The organism is Nonomuraea dietziae, assembly GCF_014195505.1.
In the GTDB taxonomy this organism is placed as follows: domain Bacteria; phylum Actinomycetota; class Actinomycetes; order Streptosporangiales; family Streptosporangiaceae; genus Nonomuraea; species Nonomuraea roseola.
Window position 1 is genome coordinate 3,760,027 of sequence record NZ_JACIBV010000001.1, and the last position, 20,469, is coordinate 3,780,495.

Here is a 20,469-nt window from a genome sequence, read left to right on the forward strand (position 1 = left end):
CCCTCAATTATGGCCACGCCGCTTCCTCGTCGAGGGCAGGTCGTGCCGCCCCGAGACGAACTCCTGAACCGCGATCTTCACCCTGATCACCGGCCGTCTCCAGCGCTCCTCGCGGCGCAGCGCGGTGGCCATCTTGCGCGGGGACCTGGTGGCGAAGAACCAGTGCGCCCACGGCGAGCCCGGCCTGGCCAGCCGTAGCGCGCCGACGATCAGCAGCGGCGGCAGGAACAGACCGGCCAGACCCGTCCAGATCTTGCCCTTGAGCAGCGTGACCACCGCGAGCATCAGGTTGCCCAGCAGCAGCCACCACGGCGCGAATCCGCCGAACTCCCAGGTCAGGGGGCGCAGACCGGTCAACAGCAGCCCGGTGACCGCGATGGCCACGAAGACGGCGTCGACGGAGGTGCGCCCCTCCTCCTCCCAGTACACATCGTGCAGGTGGAGGATGAGCGCGAACTCGTCGAGCACGAGGGCCGCGCCGATGCCGAAGACGGCGGCCGCCACCGCCGAGCCCGAGGCGACCAGCCCGCTGACCCCGCCGACCAGCATGAGCACCACACCGAAGACCACGTGGTGGATGTGCATCTCGCCGACGCTGATGTTGCGGAACCAGCCGACCTTGGCGCGGATGAGCCTGACGTTGATGCGGGTGGCGACGAAGGCGACGATGAGCGCGACGAAGAAGCAGAACAGCGGCAGCCGTCCCGATTCAACGATGCGTGTCTGTATCCAGTCCCCCATGTACGTGTATGCCAGGGTACCCAGCACGGGCCTCGAGCGCCGTGCGGTACTCCCGCAGGACGAGCGCCTGTCGCACGTTGTCGCGAGCCTTCTCGAACGGCGGCGCGCCCTGACCTGCCATGATCCTGTACTGCTCGCGCAGCCGCGCCTCCGAGAGATCGAGTCCGCCGGCGTAGATCTTGCTGAGCGCGGAGTCGAGTTCGGCCGCCCGCACCCGCGCGTAGGTGTGCTCGTCGTAGGAGGGCACGCCGGGCAGCGGCCTGCCCCCTGCCGCCGCGGCGGCCCGCTCGCCGTTCTCCTGGGCGAGCTCGCGCTGGAAGCCCTGCTCGCTGACGTCGGTCAGCAGGCCCGCCTCCCGCGCCCACACCCTTCTGGCCTTGTCGAGCACGGCGGCGCCGACGGCCCGCTCCCTCAGCTGCCGGCGAGGGGTGAGTCCGTCGTGGGGGCGGTCCCAGAAACCGGGGCCGAGCGGCGTGCCGTACCGGGTGAAGGTGGAGATGACCTCGGCGCGGACGCTCTCGGCCGCGCGCAGCACCTCGGCCCCCGTCACCGGCTCGCCTTCGAACGAGGTGACGGTGTCGCCGGGCCCGACGGCCAGGACCTCCGCGACGGAGGCCGAGGCCGGCAGGCTCTGGGGCTCCTCGGCGGAAGGACCGCCGTGGAACAGCGCCACGCCCAGGACCACAGCGGCGGTCGCGACCGCCGCGCCGATCCACACGAGCCCGCTCCTGCGGAAAGCGGTCCTGGACGTCCTGGGCGGGGCGCTCCTCATCGGATCAGCTCGCGATCTTCATGTCGAACACGTGGAAACCGGCGTCGGCCAGCGGGCTGCCCTGCGGGAAGGTCACCGTGGCGACGGTCTTGGCGGGATCGAGCGGCACCGCGTAGCCGAACACCGACACGCCCGACTCCGTCGTCTGCCCGGTGGCCGGGTTCCTGTAGCTGGTCTGCGTGCGGTTGTGGTAGGTCGCGCGCGCCACCACGACGCCGCCCGCGGGCGCGGTCGCGTCCCACTGGTCGCCGAACAGGACGGTGCTGGTCTGCTTGGTGCCGTCGGTGTAGGTGACGGTGAAGTCGCCCGACCTGACCTTGAAGCCGCCCGCGCCCAGGAACACCAGCTTGGCGCCCTGGCCCTCCAGCCTGATCGTCTGGCCCGCGGCCTTGACGTTGTCGGTCCAGCCGTACGCGCGGGGGTGCCACACGAAGTCGGCGCCGAGCACGTTCACCGTCCTGCCCGGCACCAGGCCGGCCTTCTCCAGCCCCTGGCCGGAGTAGCTGCGTCCCGAGGTCGAGAAGCCGCCGGTGTTGGGGTTGAGGTCGGAACTGACGCCGACGTTGTTGTAGGCCTTCTCGATCGAGTCGTGGACGACCGGCGGCACGGCGGGCCCGTTGTAGGCGCCGCGCGAGACGGAGCCCGAGACCGGGTTGCCGAAGTAGTCGCGCTCGCCCACGCCCTCCACCAGGGAGCCTGAGCCGAGGGCGGGCGAGCCAGCCAGCAGCTTGTAGCCCTCGACGTCGCCGTGGCCCGTGGCGGTGCCGGGAGCGGCCAGCCCCGGGTCGGCCGTGATCGCCTTGGCGTCGGAGGCGGGCGCGCTCACGCCGCCGTAGTAGAGGTTGGAGTCGTAGGTGATGCCCGCGGCCTGCGGCAGGGTGCCCGAGGGCGCGTAGATGATGTTGTTGGCGATCGTGGACCTGCCGGTCGGCACCGCCCAGTCCACCTTCTGCGAGGAGCAGAAGAAGGTGTTGTTGTGGATCCACAGCGGGCTGGTGTTGTCGCCCGCCGCGTTGCCCGCGATACGGCAGTCGTCCTGGGCGATGTTGAAGCGCAGGATGGCGGTCGCCTTGTGGTTCGGGAACTCGGTGCAGCTCTGGCAGCCCAGGTAGAAGCCGCCCGCGTTGTCGTGGGAGTAGTTGTACTGGTAGACGCAGGTGCCCTTGATGCCGCCGTCGCAGTCCCACGCGGTGGAGTCGTAGATCGTCGGCCGCTGCCTGGTGACCTCGTTGTACTGGAAGACGGGGTCGACCGAGTTGATCGGCCACATGCCGGCGAAGTTGCCGTCGACGTAGGGGTACTTGCCCGCGCCGCCCTCGTCGAACAGGTTGTGCTCGATCAGCGGTTTGTCCGAGGCATGGACGACGATGCCGTCGCCGCCGACCTCGCGGATGGTGTTGCGGGCGATGTAGACGTTCTTGTGGTAGTCGGTGCCCTTGCGGCTGATCTTGATGCCGCCGCCGCCCGTGTCGTGGATGTAGTTGCCCGTGATGGTGATGCCGTCGAGGTAGCCGACCTTGCCCTCGGGCAGCGCCTGGATGCTGATGCCCGCGGAGTAGGCGAACCAGGCGGAGTTGGCGCCGGTCTTGTTGCCCCAGCCCGCGACGTCGGAGATCTCCAGGTCGCGCAGGACGAGCCCGGCCTTGGGCTCGCGCGTGGTCGAGTTGTACTGGATGCCGGTCCGCTTGGCGGTCGCCGGCGCGGGGTTGGTGATGTGCAGCTTCTCGATGGTGAGGTGGCTGTTGTCGACCAGGTGGACGGCCCACTCGCCGCCGTCGCCCTGGATGATCGGCTTGGGGCCCTCGCCGTAGGAGGTGAAGGTGATCGGGTGCTCGGCGCTGCCCGAGCCGATCGGCTCCAGCCTTCCGGCGCAGACCGTGCCCGCCCTGAACCTGACCTTGTCCTTGGCCCTCAGCTCGATCGCGTTGACCGCGGCGAGGCTGTTGAGCGGAGCGGAGGCGCTGCGCCCCGAACCGCCGTCCGACGCCTGGCAGTCGACGAAGAAGGTGCGGGCGGGGGCGGCGTAGGCGGGGGCCGCCAGTCCACCGCTCAGGGCGACGAGCGCCCCGACCAGAGCCAGTCGTTGTCTGATGCGCATGTTCTCTCTCTCGGAGGGGGGTCAGAACACCTGCAGATAGGGCGCGCCGTCGGGGGTCTCCCTGTCGGCGAACTGGGCGGCGAGGGTGGTGGCCACGCCTGGAGGGCCCGCGAGCGCGAAGCTGGTCGAGCCGCCCGCGCGCAGGTGGGCGGTGAGGTCGATGGAGTACCAGGCGGGGGTGGAGCCCGTGATGGTCACCTCGCCGATCGCCCTGCCGAGCGCGGGCCTGCCGGCCCAGGTGAGCGTCGACTCCTCCCACCCTGCGGGCGCCTCGTAGAGGGTGAGCGTGGTGCTGGTGCCTCCCGCGTCGGCGATCGCGCCGCGCAGCCACAGCCTGGCGAGGCTGATCTCTCCCTCCGGCCTGGCGAAACGCAGGAAGGACTGCCTGGCGTAGCTCTGGTCGGCGACCGTCTTGGCGACCAGGCCCTGGCCGTTGAAGTTCCTGCCCGCGTAGGCGCCGCCGCGCGCGTAGGCGTCGGCGTCGGGTCGCACCCTGCTGCCCTCGCAGCCGGCCCCCGCCAGTGGAGGCCGCGCGGTCGGCCGCACCTTCACCTGGACGGTCACCGCCGCGCCGAGCGCCCCGGCGGTGTCGACGGCCAGCCTGATGGTGGGCGAGGTGGACAGCACCGTGACCCTGGGATCGGCGCTGATCACCTCCCTGCCGGTGCGGGCGATCTCCACGAGCGTCTGGCTCTGGCGCCAGGTGGGGTCGGAGACGGCCACCTCCAGCGTCGAGCCCTCCTGCCGCATCGCGACCTCGGCCGGGCCGTAGGCCCTGACCGTGGAGGCGGCGGTGGCGCAGCTCCAGAAGGTGGCGGCGAGCCTGGAGTTCGCGCCGCGCTCCTCGATCGCCGACTGCACCTGCGCGCTGTTGTCGGCGATGCGCACCTTCGGCCTGGCGGCCAGCTCCGCCGTCTCCTCCGCGCTGCTTCCCGGCAGCACGTAGTAGGCGTAGGAGGCCTGCTTCGGCGCGGCGCCGTGGTCGAACCAGACCGTCTCGTACTCGCGGGTGATCTCGTCGGAGGCGTGGACCCCGATCTCCGACCACCTGCCGGTACGGCTCTCGCGCCTGGACTGCGGCATCCCCTCGGGGAAGAGGTAGCCCCCCGTGCCCTCGATGTGCATCCAGCCCTCGCCGGTCCGCACCTCGCCGGGGTTCATCCGGTTCTCCACGGTCGTCTGGGCGGCCACGTTGGAGGCGCTGATGTCGGCGCCGAGCGCCACGATCGTGTCGCCGAAGGTGAACCACGACTTGCGGGCGGTCAGGTCGATGGGCTGCCTGCTGTGGTAGTCGCGCTCGGCCTGGGTGCGCATGCCGAATGCCGACAGGTCGCCGAGCGCGACGCCGCCGGTGTGGGGGTCGCTCTGGCGGAAGCCGTACCAGGCGGTGTCCTTCGCCGTGCGCGGGTAGCTCTCCCGGGTGGCGTTGGTGACGCCGGGCAGGCGGTAGGAGTCGACGGTGGGCCAGAAGCCGTCGGTGTACTGCGTCCTGTCGGCGTTGTAGAGCATGGTCATGCCGTCGCCGGTGTACCAGCCCCGGAGGTTCTCGTTGTTGCCCGCCTCGTAGGCTCCGACACGGCTGCTGCGGCCCGCCACCGTGAACGCGTAGCCGGGGCGGTGGTGGACGAAGCGGTCCATGCCCGCGTAGACCTTGGTGAGCGTCAGGTCGCCGCGCGGGGGCACGCCGCCGGTCAGCCGCCTGGCCAGGGCGATCTGCCCCACGGTCGCGGTCTCGTAGAAGCCGCCGCTGGTCGCGTGCTCGGCGACCAGCGCGGCGATGCGCTGCCTGTCCTCCGGCGAGGCGGCCTGGGCCAGCACGGTCATGGCGGCCAGTGCCGAGCGCGCCACCGCGTAGTCGTTGTCGTGCGGCCTGGAGATGCCGCGGCCGCGCACGTTGGCGAGCAGCTGCCCGCGGAACATCACCGGCTCGAAGCCGTCGAAGATCCAGCGCGTGACGTTGCCCCTGTCGGGGTCGGTCAGGTCCCACGGCGTGCCGCCGAGCAGGGCGAACACGGTGGCGGTGCTGCCGAGCAGCGCGTTGCCGTACCCGCCTGTGTAGGCGAAGTAGAAGTGCTGGATGAGGGAGCCGTCGGGGTACCAGCCGTCGCCGCTCGAGACGTGGTCGAAGACCGGGCCGAGCTTGTCGCGGCCCATCGTCGTGACCGCGGCGTCGCCCGAGAGCAGGCCGCGCCGTACAGTGATCGAGACCTTGTCGGCGAGGTTGCCGCCGACCTCGGGCACGCCCGAAACCTTGCGCCTGGCGGGGTCGGGGACGAAGTGACCGATCGCGTCCAGCAGGCCCGCGCGCAGCTCGGCGGGCACGGCCTCGCCGAGCAGCACCAGGTTGTGCAGCAGGTAGTTCGGCGCGCCGATCTCCCAGCCGTACCAGTTGCCCGTCTCGGGCTTGCCGGGGCGGTAGCGCTCGGCGTGCATCCAGGTCAGCGCGCGCACCACCGAGGCGGCGGTCTGCGCGTCGCCGTACCTCCTGGAGCCGACGGTGGCGTAGGCCAGCGAGATGGACTGCAGGCGCAGCGCGACGGCGTGCACGGTGTTGCCGTCGGCGCCCTGCAGGTCGGCCCAGCCCGTCGGGGTGAGGGTGGCCAGGTGGGCGTCGGCCTCGGCGTCGAGGCGGGCGAGCGCGGCGGCGTAGGCGGGGTCGGCGGGATCCACGTCCGCGCCTCCGGTCAGCAGTTCGCGGTAGCGCAGCACCGGCGCGGCGAAGCCGGGGGCGGCCTGCGTCGCGGCCGGAGAGACGGCAGGCGCTGTGGACTCGGGGGGCGCGGCGGATGCGGTGGGGTCGGCGACGGCGGGCACGGCCGCCATCGAGAGGGCGGACGCCGCGGCGACCGTTAACAGCAGGGCACGTCGGAGCATGGGGGTGCCTCCGGGCGGGTGTCAGACGGGCAGGTGTCGGACAGGCAGGGGTCAGACCGGGGGTGTCGGAGAGGCGGGAGTCGGTCGGGCGGGGGGTCAGGCGGAGCGGGACAAGCTCGTGGGTTCCACGCCGTGCTCGAACGGCAGGCCGCGCGCGTAACGGGCCAATTCGTCGAGGGCGAGATCGGCCATCCTGGCCAGCTCACCGCCGAGCGATCCGGCGATGTGCGGGGTGACCAGGACGTTCGGCAGGTCGTACAGGGGTGAGCCGGTCGGCAGGATCTCCGGCTCGGTGTGGTCGAGGATCGCGTAGAGCCGCCCTGAGGCCAGCTCGGCGGTCAGCGCGTCCTGGTCGACCAGCGCGGCGCGGGCGGTGTTGATCAGGGTGGCGCCGTCGCGCATCCCCGCCAGGCGGGCGGCGTCCATGAGGTGGTGGGTCTCGGGCAGGTCGGGCGCGTGCAGGCTGACCACGTCGCAGCGGGTGACCAGCTCGTCCAGGTCCACCCTGGTCACGCCGAGGTCCTCGCGCAGGTACGGGTCGCTGACCAGCACCTCCACGTCGAAGGGGCGCAGCAGCTCGATCACCCTGCGGCCGATCCTGGAGGCGCCGACGATCCCGACCGTGCGGCGGTAGTTGCCGAAGCCGGGGAACCGGGCGTCCCAGTCCTGGTTCTCCCGTTCCGACCTGTAGGCGCGGGCGATGTCGATGACCCGCTTGTTGGCGTAGAGGATGGAGGCGAGTGTGAACTCCGCGACCGGCTCGGCGTTGGCGTCGGCGGCCGTGGAGACCGCGATGCCGCGCTGCCACACCGCGTCGGTCACGTGGTGCTTCACCGACCCCGCAGCGTGCACGATGGCCCGCAGTCGCGGAGCCGAGGCCAGCACCTCAGCGGTCACCGGCGGGCAGCCCCACGAGGTGTAGAGCACCTCCACCGCCGACAGGTCCACCCCGGTGAAGTCGTCGACCACCAGGTGGGGATCGACGTCGGCGATCATCGCCAGGCGGCTTCTCGCCTGGGCGTTCAGCAGTCTGGTGGCCACGGGCCTGCCCATGGCGACCAGGGTCTTGGGCCTTCTCACGTTCTCCCCCGAAAACTCGTTCACTTGACGCTGCCCGCCGTCATCCCGGCCTTCCAGAAGCGCTGCAGCGACATGAAGACCACCAGCAGCGGCACCACCGACAGCAGCGATCCGGTGATCACCAGGCTGTGGAACTCGGGGAAGGCGTTGCCCTGCTTCTCCCAGGTGAACAGGCCGAGGCTGAGCGGGTACAGCTTCTGGTCGTTGAGCATCACCAGGGGCAGGAAGAAGTTGTTCCAGATCGCGGTGAACTGGAACAGGAAGATCGTCACGAAGGCCGGCATCAGCATCGGCAGCGCGACCCTAGTGAAGGTGCGGATCTCGCCCGCGCCGTCCGACCTGGCCGCCTCCAGCACCTCGCCAGGCACGTACCCCGACGACAGGACGCGCGCCAGGTAGACGCCGAAGGGGTGGACCAGCACGGGGATGAAGACCGCCCAGAAGGTGTTGACCACGCCCACCTTCGAGGCCAGCAGGTACAGCGGCAGCGCCGTGGCGGTGGTCGGCACCAGCACGCCGAGCAGCACCAGGCCGAACATCTTCTCCTTGCCGAGCCACTGGTACTTGTCGAAGGCGTAGCCGCACATGATGGTGATGAAGGAGCTCACCGCCGCGCCCACGCCGGCGTACAGGACGCTGTTGAGATACCAGCGGAAGAAGATCCCGCCGTTCTCCGCGCTGACCGCCCGGATGTTGGCGATCAGGTTGAAGTCGGCGAAGGCGAAGCCGGGCGTGGAGTAGAGGTCCGACAGCGACTTGGTCGAGGCGAACAGCAGCCACGTCAGCGGCAGCAGCGTGTAGAGGGTGGCGACGGTCAGCAGGATGTTGACCGTCGCGCGCGACATCCACTTCATCGACGGTTACCCCACCTGGTGACGACGTAGGAGAGCACGGCGGCCAGCAGCGCGAGGATGATCGAGGCGGCGCCCGCCTGGCCGTAGTCGTTGTTTCCGAAGGCCTCGTTGTAGGCGTACATGTTCGGCGTCCAGGTGCTGACGATGCCGTCGCTGACGTTGTCGAGCACCATGGGCTCGGTGAACAGCTGCAGCGAGCCGATGATCGTGAACAGGACTGTGGTGATCACCGCGCCGCGGATCAGCGGCACCTTCACCGACAGGGCGGTCCTGATCGCACCGGCGCCGTCCATCCGCGCCGCCTCCAGCACCTCGGCGGGGATGGCCTGGAGGGCGGCGAAGTAGATGATCATGTTGTAGCCGACCCACTCCCACAGCGCGATGTTGACCACCGAGCCGAGCACCTGGTCGCCGCCGAGGAAGTTGACGCCGCCGAGCAGGTCCACGATGGGGCTGATGCCGGGCAGGTAGAGGTAGAGCCAGATCAGCCCGGCGATCACGCCCGGCACGATGTGCGGCATGAACAGCGCCAGCTGGAAGAACTTCTTCGCCCTGGCCAGGCCGGAGTCCAGCAGCAGGGCCAGGCCGAGAGCTCCGCCGATCATGAGCGGGATGTAGAACAGGCAGTACCCGAGGATGATCAGGAAGCCGTCGGTGAAGGCCCGGTCCGCGAGCGTGTCGAGGTAGTTGCCGAGGCCGACGAAGACCGTCTCGGCGCCGCCGAACCCGAGTCCCGACGACTTCTCGCTGAACAGGCTCAGGTAGACGGCGTAGGCCAGGGGGGCCACGATGACCGCGGCGAACAGGGCGAAGAACGGGCCGACGAAGAGCATGATCGCTCCCCGCCTGCGCCAGGCGTCCCCTGGGGCTCGCGCCTGTGTTTCTGCTGTCATCTCCATCTCTCCGATCTGGTACGGCCCGCCGTACCGCACCGCCGTCACCTCAGGCCCCGCTCCCCGCAGGAAGCCGGCCGCCGAACCCGGCCCGCCCCTTCGCAGGGGAGGGCCAGCCGTTCGCTCCTCGAAAGAACCCCGCCCCGCTCACGGAAAGCGGGCGGGTGGAGGTTGGGGGTTACGGCTGGGCCACGTTCAGCCCGCGCCCCTTGATCTCGTTCACCGTCGCCGTCTGCACCGTCTCCAGCACCTCGGGCAGCGTGGTGCCGCCGGTGCTCACCTTGCCGAGGGCGTCCTTGAAGGCGGTGAGCGTCTGCACCATGCTCGGCCCCCACGTCCAGCCCGGCTGGATGGTCCCGTACGACTCGGTGAACAGCGCGTAGATGTCCTGCCCGCCGTAGAAGGAGGCGTCGAAGCTCTTGGCCGCCACCGGCACCAGGTCCGCGATCGCGGGGAAGCCGCTGGAGGTGCCGGACGACAGCCTGGCCGTCCACGCCTCGGGTGAGCCGGTCAGCCACTTGATGACCTCGACCGCCGCCTTGGCGTTCTTGCTGTTCTTGGCGACGCCGAACGTGGTGCCGCCGAGCATGCCGCTGGCGGGGGTGCCCCAGTTCGGGATCGGCGCGATGGCCCACTTGCCGCTCTGGCCCGCGTGGTTGCCCTTCATGACGCCCGCGCCCCAGTTGGCGCCGACGTAACCCCAGAGGGTGTCGTCCTCGAAGGCGGCGTTCCACTCCTGGCTGAAGGAGGGCTGCACCTTGACGAGGTCGTCCTTGACCAGGCCCTGCCAGTAGTCGGCGACCTTCCTGGTGGCCTCGTCGTTGATGGCGACCTTCCACGCGTCGCCCTCGGTGCCGAACCACTTGCCGCCCGCCTGCCAGGCGAGGGCGGCGATGACGCTCGGGTCGTCGGGGAAGAAGGTGGCGATGCGCGCCTTGTCGGAGGCCTTCTTGACCTTCTCGGCGGCGGCCTTGAAGTCGTCCCAGGTCTTCGGGACCTCGATCTTGTTCTTCTCGAACAGGTCCTTGCGGTAGAAGAAGACCTGCGGCGCCGCGTCCATGGGCACCGACCAGGTCCTGCCGCCGAGCTCGACGAGGCTGAAGACGCTGGCGGGGTACTTGCCCTTGACGTCGGCGACGTCGGCGGTGATGTCCTGCAGCGCGCCCTGGTTGACGAAGTCGGGAAGCTGCGGGTACTCGATGGACATCACGTCGGGGGCGTTGCCCGCCTTCACGGCGTTGGAGAACTTCGCGTAGCCGCCCGCGTTGCCCGAGGGGATCTCCTCGAACCTGATCTGGATGTCCTTGTGCGACTTGTTGAAGGCGTCGACGACCTCCTGGGTGCCCTTGGCCCAACCCCAGAAGGTGACCTCCGCGGGCTTGCCGCCCTCGGCCGCGGGGGCGGTTGGTTCGCTGCCGCCGCCCCCACAGGCCGCGAGCAGGGTGATGCCGGCCAGCATCCCGGAGATGCCGGCGGCGGCGCGCTTGCGTTCCATGATTGCTCCTCATCGCTTCCGATCGCTAGTGCATCATTCGCTCAAAAGCGAAGGCTTGTCTAGATTTCGATCAGTAACGAAATGAACGCAAAACAATCAGCCGCGGACGGCGGTGGACTCCCGCACCCTGAGTTCCGGCAGCAGCGCCACGTGCTGGGCGGCCAGCGCCGAACCCTGCTCGATCCGGCGGACGAGCAGGTCGACGGCGCTGCGGCCGACCGCCGCCTTGGGCGGCGCGACCGCGGTGAGCGGCGGGTCGCTGAGCGCGGCGACCTCGTCGTCGTAGGCCACGATCGAGACGTCGGCGGGGATCCGCACGCCCGCCAGGCGCAGGTGCTGCACCAGCAGCAGCGCGTCCTCGTCGTTGTGCACGAGCAGCCCGGTCACCGAGCCGTCGCCGATGGCCCTGACCACCTGCGCGACCTGCTCGTCCGACGGCCCGTCCTGCTCCACGCCGAACTCCCCCGGCGTCTCGAGCCCCAGGTCGCGCACGGCGGAGAGGAAGCCGTGGCGCACGCGCGGCGCGGTGGGGCTCTTGCGGGTCACCATCGCCACCCTGCGATGGCCCAGCTCCGCCAGGTGCCTGGTGCCGAGGAAGGCGCCGTGGGCGTGGTGGGAGGCGGCCGCGTCCATGAAGGAGGCGGGTCCGCCCAGCTCGGCGATCCTCTCCACCAGGACGGCGGGCACCCCCAGCCCTGCCAGCCACGACACGTGCGACTCGTCGGGCTGCCTGCTCGTCGTGAGCAGCAGGCCCTCGGCCCCTCCGGCGATCAGCTGTCCCACCTGCTTGCGATCCTCGTCGTCGTCGTAGCGGGAGACCCCGAGCACCAGCCGCGCGCCGAGGCGTTGCGCCTGGTCGCGGGCGGCCTTGATGACCGTGCCGTAGTAGTAGGTGGCCGAGGGCACCAGCATCCCGATCGTGAGCGAACGCTCGATCGAGGGGCGGCTCTCCTGGACGGTCTCCGGGGGCAGCGTGACACCGCCGTGGACCCTGTTGACCAGCCCCTGGCCGGCCAGGTGCTCGACATCCCTGCGCAGGGTGACCATCGAGACGCCGAGCCGCTCGACCAGGTCGGCCAGCCGCACGGATCCGCGCTCGCGCACCTCGCGCAGGATGAGCTCATGGCGTTGCTCGACGAACAAGGGGGACTCCTCACACTCGACGTTCCGATCCTAGCGCTGTAGGTTTCGGCTGTGAACGTATTGTTTCGTTCGATCATCTCCCGGAGCCCGCATGCTCGTCCTTCCGCCTGAGGACCGATCACTCAGCCCGTACACCGGGTGGACGCGCGCGCACTGGGAGGCCGCTGCCGACGCCCTGCTGTCCGCGGTCGAACCGTATCGCTCACCCGATCACTCGTTGATCGCTTTGCCGGGAAGGGCCAGCTGGTCCGGCTGCGACGGGCTCGAGGGCTATGCCCGCACCTTCCTGCTGGCGGCCTTCAGGGTGGCGGGCGGCGGCGATCCCGCGGCGCTCCAGCCGTACGCCGAGGGGCTGGCGACCGGCCCCCTCGGCACCTGGCCGGAGATCAAGGACCACTTCCAGCCCATGGTGGAGGCGGCCTCCATCGCGCTCGGCCTGCGCCTGACCCGTCCGTGGCTGTGGGACCTGCTCGACCCGGGCGTCCAGGACCGGGTCGTGGGATGGCTGGAGGAGGCGCTGCGCCGCAGGCACGTCGACAACAACTGGCACCTGTTCCCCGTGACCGTGGCCGGGTTCCTCCAGGAGCTCGGCCACGACACCCAGTCGGTCATCGACAGAGGCCTGGACAGGATCGAGCGCTGGTACGAGGGCGACGGCTGGTACCGCGACGGCGAAGGGCGCAACTTCGACCACTACAACGGCTGGGCCATGCACCTCTACCCGGCCCTGCACGCCCACCTCGGTGGGCCAGCCGAGCCGTACGCCACGCGTCTGCGCGCCTTCCTCGGCAACTACGGCTCCGCCTTCGACGCCAACGGCTCGCCCGTCTACCAGGGCAGGTCGCTCATCTACCGCTTCGCCGCCGCCGCACCTGTGTGGGCCGGCGAGCTGCTCGGTGTCTCCCCCTACTCCCCCGGTACGGCCCGCCGCCTGGCCAGCGGCGCTCTCAGGCACTTCCTGGCCGACGGCAGGGCGCTCTCCCCTCAGGGCCTGCTCACGCTCGGCTGGTACGGCCCGCACGAGCCCTCACTGCAGCCGTACTCGGGGGCGGCCTCGCCGTACTGGGCCTCGAAGGGCTTCCTCGGCCTGCTCCTGCCCGCCGACCACCCCGCCTGGACCTCCGTCGAGGAGCCCGGCCCCGTCGAACGCGCCGACCAGGCCATCGGCCTGCCAGGCCCCGGGCTGCTCGTCCACTCCACCGCCGCCGACGGCCTGGTCAGGCTGGTCAACCACGGCAGCGACCACCAGCCGCCGGGCGGCGGCCCCGACGACCCCCTCTACCAGCGCCTGGCCTACTCCTCTCGGACGGGCCCTGCCACCCCCGCCGACAACCACCTCGGGCTGGTGATCGACGGCGAGGTGACCCCGCGCGGGCCCATCACGCCGCTCGGCGCGGGCCCCGGCTGGGCCGCCTCCTCCAGCCGCCCCACGCCCTCGACGCTGATCGAGAGCGTGAGCATGGTGCGCGGCCCGCACGAGGTAAGGCTCCACCGGGTCACCGCCCCCTCCGGCACGGTGGTCCGCCAGACCGGCTGGGCCCTTCCCGAGGCGGCGGGAGAGGAGCTGACCGGCGCCCTTCTCCCCCTGCACGGCTTCACCCGCTCGTCGGTCATGGAGTCGCCCGAGGGCACGGTCTTCGGCCCCGACGCGCTGGTGCCGTGCTTGGAGGGCGAGTGCGCGGGGCCCGAGTCCGTCTTCGTCTGCGTGGCGACTCTCTCGGCCGCCCCCGCACCTCCGCCGCCCGTCTACGACCCCGTGGGGGCGACCGTCACCTGGCACGACGGCACCGTCCAGGAGCTCCCGCTTTAGCGGGGCGTAGCCGCCGGCTCGGGCGTGCGGCCCCGTCGGGCCCGGGTGGTGGTTCAGGCGAGGAAGGCGCGCAGGAGGGCGGCGGTGCCCTCCAAGTGCTCGGCGACCGCTCTGCGCGCGCCGTCGGGGTCTCCCGCGAGGATCGCCGCCACGATGGCCTCGTGTTGGATGGCCGCGTGTTCGATGTTGACCTGCAGCATCGGGATGGCGTTGAGCAGGTCGGTGACACGGAGGCGGGCGTCCGCGCAGGTGGCGGCGAGCAGCGAGGAGCCGGTGAGCTCGGCGATCGACAGGTGGAAGGCCGTGTCGAGGCGCCGGTACTCGTCGGGGCGCGCGGTGTTCAGCTCGGCCAGCCGTCCGAGGAGAAGGGCGCGCTGCGTCTCGTCGAGCGGGGTGGAGGCCAGCACCTGGGCCGCCCCGCACTCCACCGCCATCCTGAAGGTGAGCGCGTCGGCGAGCGAGTCGGTGCCCATCTCGGCGACCGCCTGCCGCAGGTCCCCCGTGCCGGGAGGCGGCGGCGCGTAGGTGACGAAGGCGCCGCCGTAGCGCCCACGGCGTACGTCCAGGTAGCCGGCCTCCTGCAGCGCGCGGATGGCCTCACGGAGAGTGACCCTGCTGATCCCCAGCTGGACGGCGAGCTCCCGCTCGGGGGGAAGCTTCTCGCCCTGCGCCACCATGCCGAGCTTGATCGCCTGGAGCAGCCGTTCCACGGTCTCCTCGAAGGCGTTGCCGGCCCTCACCGGGCGCAACACCGTCAGCGGGTTCAAGTCCACCCCTCTTGACTCTGGCTTGCCAATGGTCTAACACTAGCCCAATAACGCGGGAGGGTGACTGTGACGGCTGGCTTCCTTTCCATCGACGAGTTGCGCGACGAGGTGACAGCGGGGCGGATCGACACCGTCCTGCTGGCTCTGGTCGACATGCAGGGCAGGATGCAGGGAAAGCGACTCTCCGCGAGATTCTTCCTTGACGAGGTGCTACACCACGGGTCAGAGGGATGCAACTACCTCCTCGCCGTCGATGTCGACATGAACACTGTCAACGGCTACGAGATGTCGTCATGGGAGCGCGGTTACGGCGACTTCGTAATGAAGCCCGATATATCCACCCTTCGGCGTATCCCCTGGCAGGAGGGGACGGCCCTGCTCATGGCCGATCTCACCTGGGAGGACGGCTCCGACGTGACCGCCTCGCCCCGCCAGATCCTGCGCAGGCAGCTGGCCAGGCTCGAAGAGCGGGGCCTTTCCGCCTACGTCGGCACCGAGCTGGAGTTCGTGGTCTACGACGACAGCTACGAGGAGGCCTGGCGGCGCGGCTATCGCGACCTTTCACCCGCCAACCTCTACAACGTCGACTACTCACTGCTCGGCACGGCCCGCATCGAGCCGCTCCTGCGCCGCATCAGGCTCGAGATGGAGGGCGCGGGCCTGTACGTCGAGTCGGCCAAGGGCGAGTGCAACCTCGGCCAGCACGAGATCGCCTTCCGCTACGACGAGGCGCTGCGCACGTGCGACAACCACTCGGTCTACAAGAACGGCGCCAAGGAGATCGCCGCCCAGGAGGGCAAGTCGATCACTTTCATGGCCAAGCCGAACCAGCGCGAGGGCAATTCCTGTCATATCCACATATCGCTAAGGTCTGTGGACAACTCGCCCATCATGGCGGGGAGCCAGCCGTACGGACTGTCGGAGACAGGAGCGCGCTTCATCGCAGGGCAGCTGGCCTGCCTGCGAGAACTCACCCTCTTCTACGCTCCGAACATCAACTCCTACAAGCGGTACGTGCCGGGCAGCTTCGCCCCGACCGCGGTCAAGTGGGGTGTGGATAACCGCACGTGTTCGCTCCGTCTCGTGGGGCACGGACCCTCGCTGCGCGTGGAGAACCGCGTGCCCGGCGGCGACGTGAACCCCTACCTCGCGGTGGCCGCGCTCATCGCGGCGGGACTGCACGGCATCGACAACGAGCTGACGCTGGAGGAGCCGTTCACCGGCAACGCCTACGCCAGCGGCGCCGAGACCGTGCCGCACACGCTGCGTGACGCGCTGACGCTGTGGGAAGGGTCGAAGCTGGCCCGCGAGAGTTTCGGCGAGGACGTCGTGGCGCACTACGCCAACAACGCCCGCGTCGAGTTGGCCGCCTTCGAGGCGGCCGTGACGGACTGGGAACTGTTCAGGGGATTCGAGAGACTTTGAAGATCATCAATCCGGCGACCGAGGCCGTCGTCGCCGACGTCGAGTTCGCCGACGCGGCGGAGATCGACAGGGCGGTGGAGCGTGCCAGGGCCGCCTTCCACACCTGGCGCCAGGTCTCGCCGGGCGACCGCGCCCGCCTGCTGAGGCGCTTCGCCGAGCAGGTCGACGCGCACGCCGAGGAACTGGCCCAGCTGGAGATCGCCAACGCGGGCCACACCATCGGCAACGCCCGCTGGGAGGCGGGCAACGTCCGCGACGTCCTGCACTTCTACGCGGGAGCGCCAGAGCGCCACCACGGCCTGCAGATCCCCGTCGCGGGGGGCATCGACGTCACCTTCCACGAGCCCCTGGGCGTGGTCGGCGTGATCGTCCCGTGGAACTTCCCGATGGTCGTCATGACCTGGGGTGTCGCCCCCGCGCTGGCGGCGGGCAACACGGTGGTCGTCAAGCCCGCCGAGTGGACACCGCTGACCGCGCTCAGGCTCGCCGAGCTGGCCCTCGAGGCGGGCCTGCCCGAAGGCGTGCTCCAGGTGCTGCCAGGAGCGGGGGAGGTCGCGGGCGCCCGCCTCGTCGAGCATCCGCACGTCGCCAAGATCGTGTTCACCGGCTCCACCGAGGTCGGCAAGCAGATCGCCGCCACCTGCGCCTCGCAGGTCAAGCGCCTCACCCTCGAACTGGGCGGCAAGTCGGCCAACATCGTCTTCGCCGACTCCGACCTGGACAAGGCCGCCGCCACCGCCCCCTACGCGGTCTTCGACAACTCGGGTCAGGACTGCTGCGCCAGGTCCAGGATCCTCGTCGAGGCCTCCGTCCACGACGACTTCCTCGCCCTGCTCTCGCAGGCCGTCCACGACATCAAGGTCGGCGACCCGCTCGACGAGAGCACCGAGATGGGGCCGCTGATCAGCGCCGAGCACCTCGACAGGGTGCGCGGCTTCGTCGAAGGCACCCCCTACCTGCAGGGCTCGTGCCCCTCAGGGCCCGGCTTCTGGTTCCCTCCCACCGTCCTCACCTCCTCCGTCACCGACCGCGCCTTCACCGAGGAGATCTTCGGTCCCGTCGTGTCCGTGGTCCCGTTCACTGACGAGGCCGACGCGGTGCGCATCGCCAACGACACGCCGTACGGCCTGAGCGGCTCCATCTGGACACGCGACGTCGGGCGGGCCCTGCGCGTCGCCAGGGCGGTCGAGGCGGGCAACCTGAGCGTGAACTCCCACTCCAGCGTGCGTTACTGGACACCGTTCGGCGGCTTCAAGCAGTCGGGGCTCGGCAGGGAGCTCGGACCCGACGCGCTGGCGTCCTTCACCGAGACCAAGAACGTCTTCATCGCCACCGACTGACCACCCGCCCCCGCGCAGGGCAGAGCAACCGAGAGAAGGACACATGCAGCGTTTGCAGGACCGCGTCGCCGTGATCACCGGCGCGGGCAGCGGCATCGGCCTGGCCACCGCGCGCAGGTTCGCCGAGGAGGGTGCGAAGGTGGTCTGCGTCGACCTCGACGAGCCCAGCGGCGCCAAGGCCGCCGACGAGGTCGGCGGCCTGTTCGTCAAGGCGGACGTCACCAGCGAGGACGACGTGGTCAGGATGTTCCAGACCGCGTTCGACGCCTACGGCAGCGTCGACATCGCCTTCAACAACGCCGGCATCTCCCCTCCCGACGACGACTCCATCCTGGAGACCGGCCTCGACGCCTGGCGCAGGGTGCAGGAGGTCAACCTGACCTCCGTGTACCTGTGCTGCAAGCACGTCATCCCGTACATGCGGCGCCAAGGCAAGGGCTCGATCATCAACACCGCCTCGTTCGTCGCGGTGATGGGCTCGGCGACCTCCCAGATCTCCTACACCGCCTCCAAGGGCGGCGTGCTGGCGATGTCGAGGGAGCTGGGCGTGCAGTTCGCCCGTGAGGGCATCAGGGTCAACGCCCTGTGCCCCGGCCCGGTGAACACGCCGCTGCTGCAGGAGCTGTTCGCCAAGGACCCCGAGCGCGCCCAGCGCCGCCTGGTGCACATCCCTGTCGGCCGCTTCGCCGAGGCCACCGAGATCGCGGCCGCGGTCGCCTTCCTGGCCTCCGACGACGCCTCGTTCATCACCGGCTCCGAGTTCCTGGTCGACGGCGGCATCTCGGGAGCGTACGTTACACCCCTATGACCAGACCCTTGATCGGCATCACCTGTTACGTCGAGCCTGCGCGGTTCACCGTGTGGGACATGACGACGGCGCTGCTGCCGTACATGTACGTGGAACAGGTGGCGCGCGCGGGCGGGCAGCCGGTGATCCTGCCGCCCGCAGGGGACCTCGCCTCGGTCGTGGGCAGGCTCGACGGGGTGATCCTGGCGGGCGGGGGTGACATCGACCCCTCGCTCTACGCGGAGACGCCGCACGAGCGCACCGGCTTCGTCCGGCCCTTCCGCGACTCGGCGGAGTTCGCGCTGGCCGACGCCGCGCTCAAGGCGGAGCTGCCCTTCCTGGGCATCTGCAGGGGGCTGCAGGTTCTGAACGTGACGCTCGGCGGCAGCCTGCACCAGCACCTGCCCGACGTGGTGGGGCATTCGGGGCACGCGCCCGCGCCGGGCGAGTTCGGTCACATGCCGGTCGGCGTCACGCCCGGCAGCCGCATGGCCGAGATCGTGGGCGGCGACCCGCTGACCGTCCCGCACTACCACCACCAGGCGATCCGCCGCCTCGGCGACGGGCTGCTGGCCACCGCGCACGCCGCCGACGGCACCATCGAGGCGGTCGAGCTGCCCGGGCACCGCTTCGCCCTGGCCACGCAGTGGCACCCCGAGGCGGCGGAGGACGGCGCCCTGTTCCGCGCGCTTGTCGGGGCCGCCGGTTAGCCTCTCCTGATGCGCCTGCACGTGAAGGAGTTCGGCGGGCCTCGCGACCGCACGCTGCTGGTCGTCCACGGCGGCCCCGACTGGGACCACAGCTATCTCGTCGAGCCGCTCGACCGGCTGGCGGGCGAGCGGCGCCTTCTCTTCCCCGACCTGCGCGGCTGCGGCCGCTCCCCCGTGGCCGATCCGCTCACCCCCGACGCGATGGTGGCCGATCTCGTCGAGTTGATCGGTTCGTCGCCGGTGGACGTCCTCGGCTTCTCCTACGGCGGGCTCATCGCCCAGCGCCTCGCCATCCGGCACCCGGGGTTGGTGACACGGCTGATCGTGGCCTCCAGCAGCGTCCTGCCCGTGCCGCAGGGGGCCTTCGACGGCTGGGGCGAGTACACCCGCAGGCGGAAGGCCCATCCTTCGGTGTGGGACACCTCGCCGCTGGAGGGCGCCGAGCTGACCCGCGCCGAGGCCTTCGCGACCGCGCCGCTGAACGTGTGGCGACAGGAATCCCTGCCCGCCTACCTGGAGCGCCTGGAGCGGGTCACGTTCACCGCCAGCTACCTGGAGCCGTACCGCAGCGGACGCTTCCCCTCCGCCCGCTGTCCGGATCCCGTGGAGCGGCTGCGCGGCGTGCCGCTGTTCCTGCTGCACGGCCGGCAGGACATGATCTTCCCCGTCTCGCTGGTCGGCCGTACCCCCTGCGCCGGAGCGGTGATCCTGGAGGAGGCGGGCCACATGGCCCATGTCGACCAGCCGGAAGCCTGGCTGGCGGCGGTCAGGGGCCTGCTCGCCCGGTGAGTTCGATAACGTCGCATCCATGCGGCTTCATGTGGGATGCGCGATGTGGACGCACGCGCCATGGCAGGGGCGTTTCCTGCCGTCTCCGCTGCCTCAAGGCGAGCGCCTGCGCGCCTACGCGTCCTGGTGTGACGCGGTGGAGGGCAACACGACGTTCTACGCGACACCGGCGCGCAGCTCGGTGGAGTCGTGGGCGCGGCAGACCGACCCGAGCTTCCGCTTCGTGGTGAAGCTGCCCAAGCCGATCACGCATGAGCGCCGCCTCACCGGCGCCGAGGAGGAGCTCCGAACGTTCCTCGAGGCGATGGAGCCGCTCGGTCCCCGGGCCCACGCCCTGTGGATCCAGCTGCCCGGATCGTTCGCTCCGACCGACCTCGGCGCACTGGCCGGCTTCCTGCGGGGGCTTCCCCGCTCGCACAGGTACGCCGTGGAGGTCCGCCACCGCGCCTTCTTCGACGACGAGCGCTCCGAACGGCTCCTCGAGCGGGTTCTGGCCGACGCCGGCGCCGAGTGGATCCCCTTCGACACCACCACGCTCTTCCAGAGCCCCCCGACCAGCGACGCCGAACGTGACGCGTGGACGAAGAAGCCCCGCGTGCCGCGCAGGTCGCGCGCTCTCACCGACCGACCGATCGTCCGCTACCTCGGAAGGGACTCCACGGAGCGCACGGTCGAGGGATGGCGGCACTGGGTCGGGACGGTCACCGGGTGGCTGCGCGAGGGCCGCTCCCCGACGGTGTTCATCCACACCCCTGACAACGCCGACGCCCTGCCGCTCGCCCGCCGCTTCCACGACGAGGTGCGCGCGGGGCTCCCCGAACTCGACCCGCTGCCCGACCCTCTGCCCGTCGAGCCCCTGACCCTCTTCTGAGCCCACCCTCGCCGACGCCC

The 20,469-nt window shown here is 70.5% G+C and carries 17 protein-coding genes; 7 read left to right on the forward strand and 10 right to left on the reverse strand.

The window, feature by feature from the left end:
- Positions 1-3 precede the first annotated feature (3 nt).
- The 9 genes from FHR33_RS17880 to FHR33_RS17920 form a co-directional block, all read right to left on the reverse strand.
- Positions 4-741, reverse strand: a complete 738-nt coding sequence (locus tag FHR33_RS17880; protein WP_183648859.1) for a hypothetical protein — start codon at positions 739-741, stop codon at positions 4-6.
- The gene (locus FHR33_RS17885) at positions 710-1,459 is read right to left on the reverse strand and encodes a hypothetical protein (RefSeq protein WP_183648863.1); all 750 of its coding nucleotides are present in this window, start codon (positions 1,457-1,459) and stop codon (positions 710-712) included. The genes FHR33_RS17880 and FHR33_RS17885 overlap by 32 nt, the downstream gene beginning before the upstream one ends.
- Before the next feature lie 58 nt (positions 1,460-1,517).
- A complete protein-coding gene (locus FHR33_RS17890; protein ID WP_183648865.1) occupies positions 1,518-3,611 on the reverse strand; it encodes a right-handed parallel beta-helix repeat-containing protein in 2,094 nt (697 codons plus the stop codon).
- A 21-nt stretch (positions 3,612-3,632) separates the two neighbouring features.
- Complete coding sequence (locus FHR33_RS17895) at positions 3,633-6,485, reverse strand: polysaccharide lyase family 8 super-sandwich domain-containing protein (RefSeq protein WP_183648868.1); 2,853 nt, start codon at positions 6,483-6,485, stop codon at positions 3,633-3,635.
- A gap of 96 nt (positions 6,486-6,581) precedes the next feature.
- Entirely contained in the window at positions 6,582-7,565 is a 984-nt protein-coding gene (locus FHR33_RS17900; protein WP_312895594.1) for a hydroxyacid dehydrogenase, read from the reverse strand.
- A 20-nt stretch (positions 7,566-7,585) separates the two neighbouring features.
- Entirely contained in the window at positions 7,586-8,419 is an 834-nt protein-coding gene (locus FHR33_RS17905) for a carbohydrate ABC transporter permease (protein ID WP_221241141.1), read from the reverse strand.
- Complete coding sequence (locus tag FHR33_RS17910; protein WP_246452000.1) at positions 8,416-9,252, reverse strand: carbohydrate ABC transporter permease; 837 nt, start codon at positions 9,250-9,252, stop codon at positions 8,416-8,418. The genes FHR33_RS17905 and FHR33_RS17910 overlap by 4 nt, the downstream gene beginning before the upstream one ends.
- A gap of 238 nt (positions 9,253-9,490) precedes the next feature.
- The gene (locus tag FHR33_RS17915; protein WP_183648874.1) at positions 9,491-10,807 is read right to left on the reverse strand and encodes an ABC transporter substrate-binding protein; all 1,317 of its coding nucleotides are present in this window, start codon (positions 10,805-10,807) and stop codon (positions 9,491-9,493) included.
- 96 nt (positions 10,808-10,903) lie between these two features.
- A complete protein-coding gene (locus tag FHR33_RS17920; RefSeq protein WP_183648877.1) occupies positions 10,904-11,950 on the reverse strand; it encodes a substrate-binding domain-containing protein in 1,047 nt (348 codons plus the stop codon).
- 91 nt (positions 11,951-12,041) lie between these two features.
- Here FHR33_RS17920 and FHR33_RS17925 point away from each other — a divergent pair, with 91 nt between their 5' ends.
- A complete protein-coding gene (locus tag FHR33_RS17925) occupies positions 12,042-13,760 on the forward strand; it encodes a DUF2264 domain-containing protein (RefSeq protein WP_183648879.1) in 1,719 nt (572 codons plus the stop codon).
- Positions 13,761-13,813: 53 nt separating this feature from the next.
- Here the strand turns inward: FHR33_RS17925 and FHR33_RS17930 are convergent, their stop codons facing one another.
- Complete coding sequence (locus FHR33_RS17930; RefSeq protein WP_183648882.1) at positions 13,814-14,533, reverse strand: FCD domain-containing protein; 720 nt, start codon at positions 14,531-14,533, stop codon at positions 13,814-13,816.
- 60 nt (positions 14,534-14,593) lie between these two features.
- Between FHR33_RS17930 and FHR33_RS17935 the strand changes: the two genes are divergently transcribed.
- Genes FHR33_RS17935 through FHR33_RS17960 form a run of 6 tightly spaced genes read left to right on the forward strand, consistent with a single transcriptional unit; the run spans position 14,594 to position 20,449 of the window.
- Positions 14,594-15,952, forward strand: a complete 1,359-nt coding sequence (locus tag FHR33_RS17935; protein WP_312895595.1) for a glutamine synthetase family protein — start codon at positions 14,594-14,596, stop codon at positions 15,950-15,952.
- On the forward strand, positions 15,949-17,292 hold the full coding sequence (locus tag FHR33_RS17940; protein ID WP_183648887.1) for an aldehyde dehydrogenase family protein: 1,344 nt from the start codon (positions 15,949-15,951) through the stop codon (positions 17,290-17,292). Before FHR33_RS17935 ends, FHR33_RS17940 begins: the two co-directional genes overlap by 4 nt.
- Positions 17,293-17,335: 43 nt before the next feature.
- Entirely contained in the window at positions 17,336-18,100 is a 765-nt protein-coding gene (locus FHR33_RS17945) for a 3-oxoacyl-ACP reductase (RefSeq protein ID WP_183648889.1), read from the forward strand.
- Positions 18,097-18,789, forward strand: a complete 693-nt coding sequence (locus FHR33_RS17950) for a gamma-glutamyl-gamma-aminobutyrate hydrolase family protein (protein ID WP_183648891.1) — start codon at positions 18,097-18,099, stop codon at positions 18,787-18,789. Before FHR33_RS17945 ends, FHR33_RS17950 begins: the two co-directional genes overlap by 4 nt.
- A 9-nt stretch (positions 18,790-18,798) precedes the next feature.
- Positions 18,799-19,578 carry an alpha/beta fold hydrolase gene (locus tag FHR33_RS17955; RefSeq protein ID WP_183648892.1) on the forward strand — a complete coding sequence of 260 codons (780 nt, stop codon included), beginning with the start codon at positions 18,799-18,801 and terminating at the stop codon, positions 19,576-19,578.
- A gap of 19 nt (positions 19,579-19,597) precedes the next feature.
- Entirely contained in the window at positions 19,598-20,449 is an 852-nt protein-coding gene (locus FHR33_RS17960) for a DUF72 domain-containing protein (protein WP_183648894.1), read from the forward strand.
- Positions 20,450-20,469: the final 20 nt, after the last annotated feature.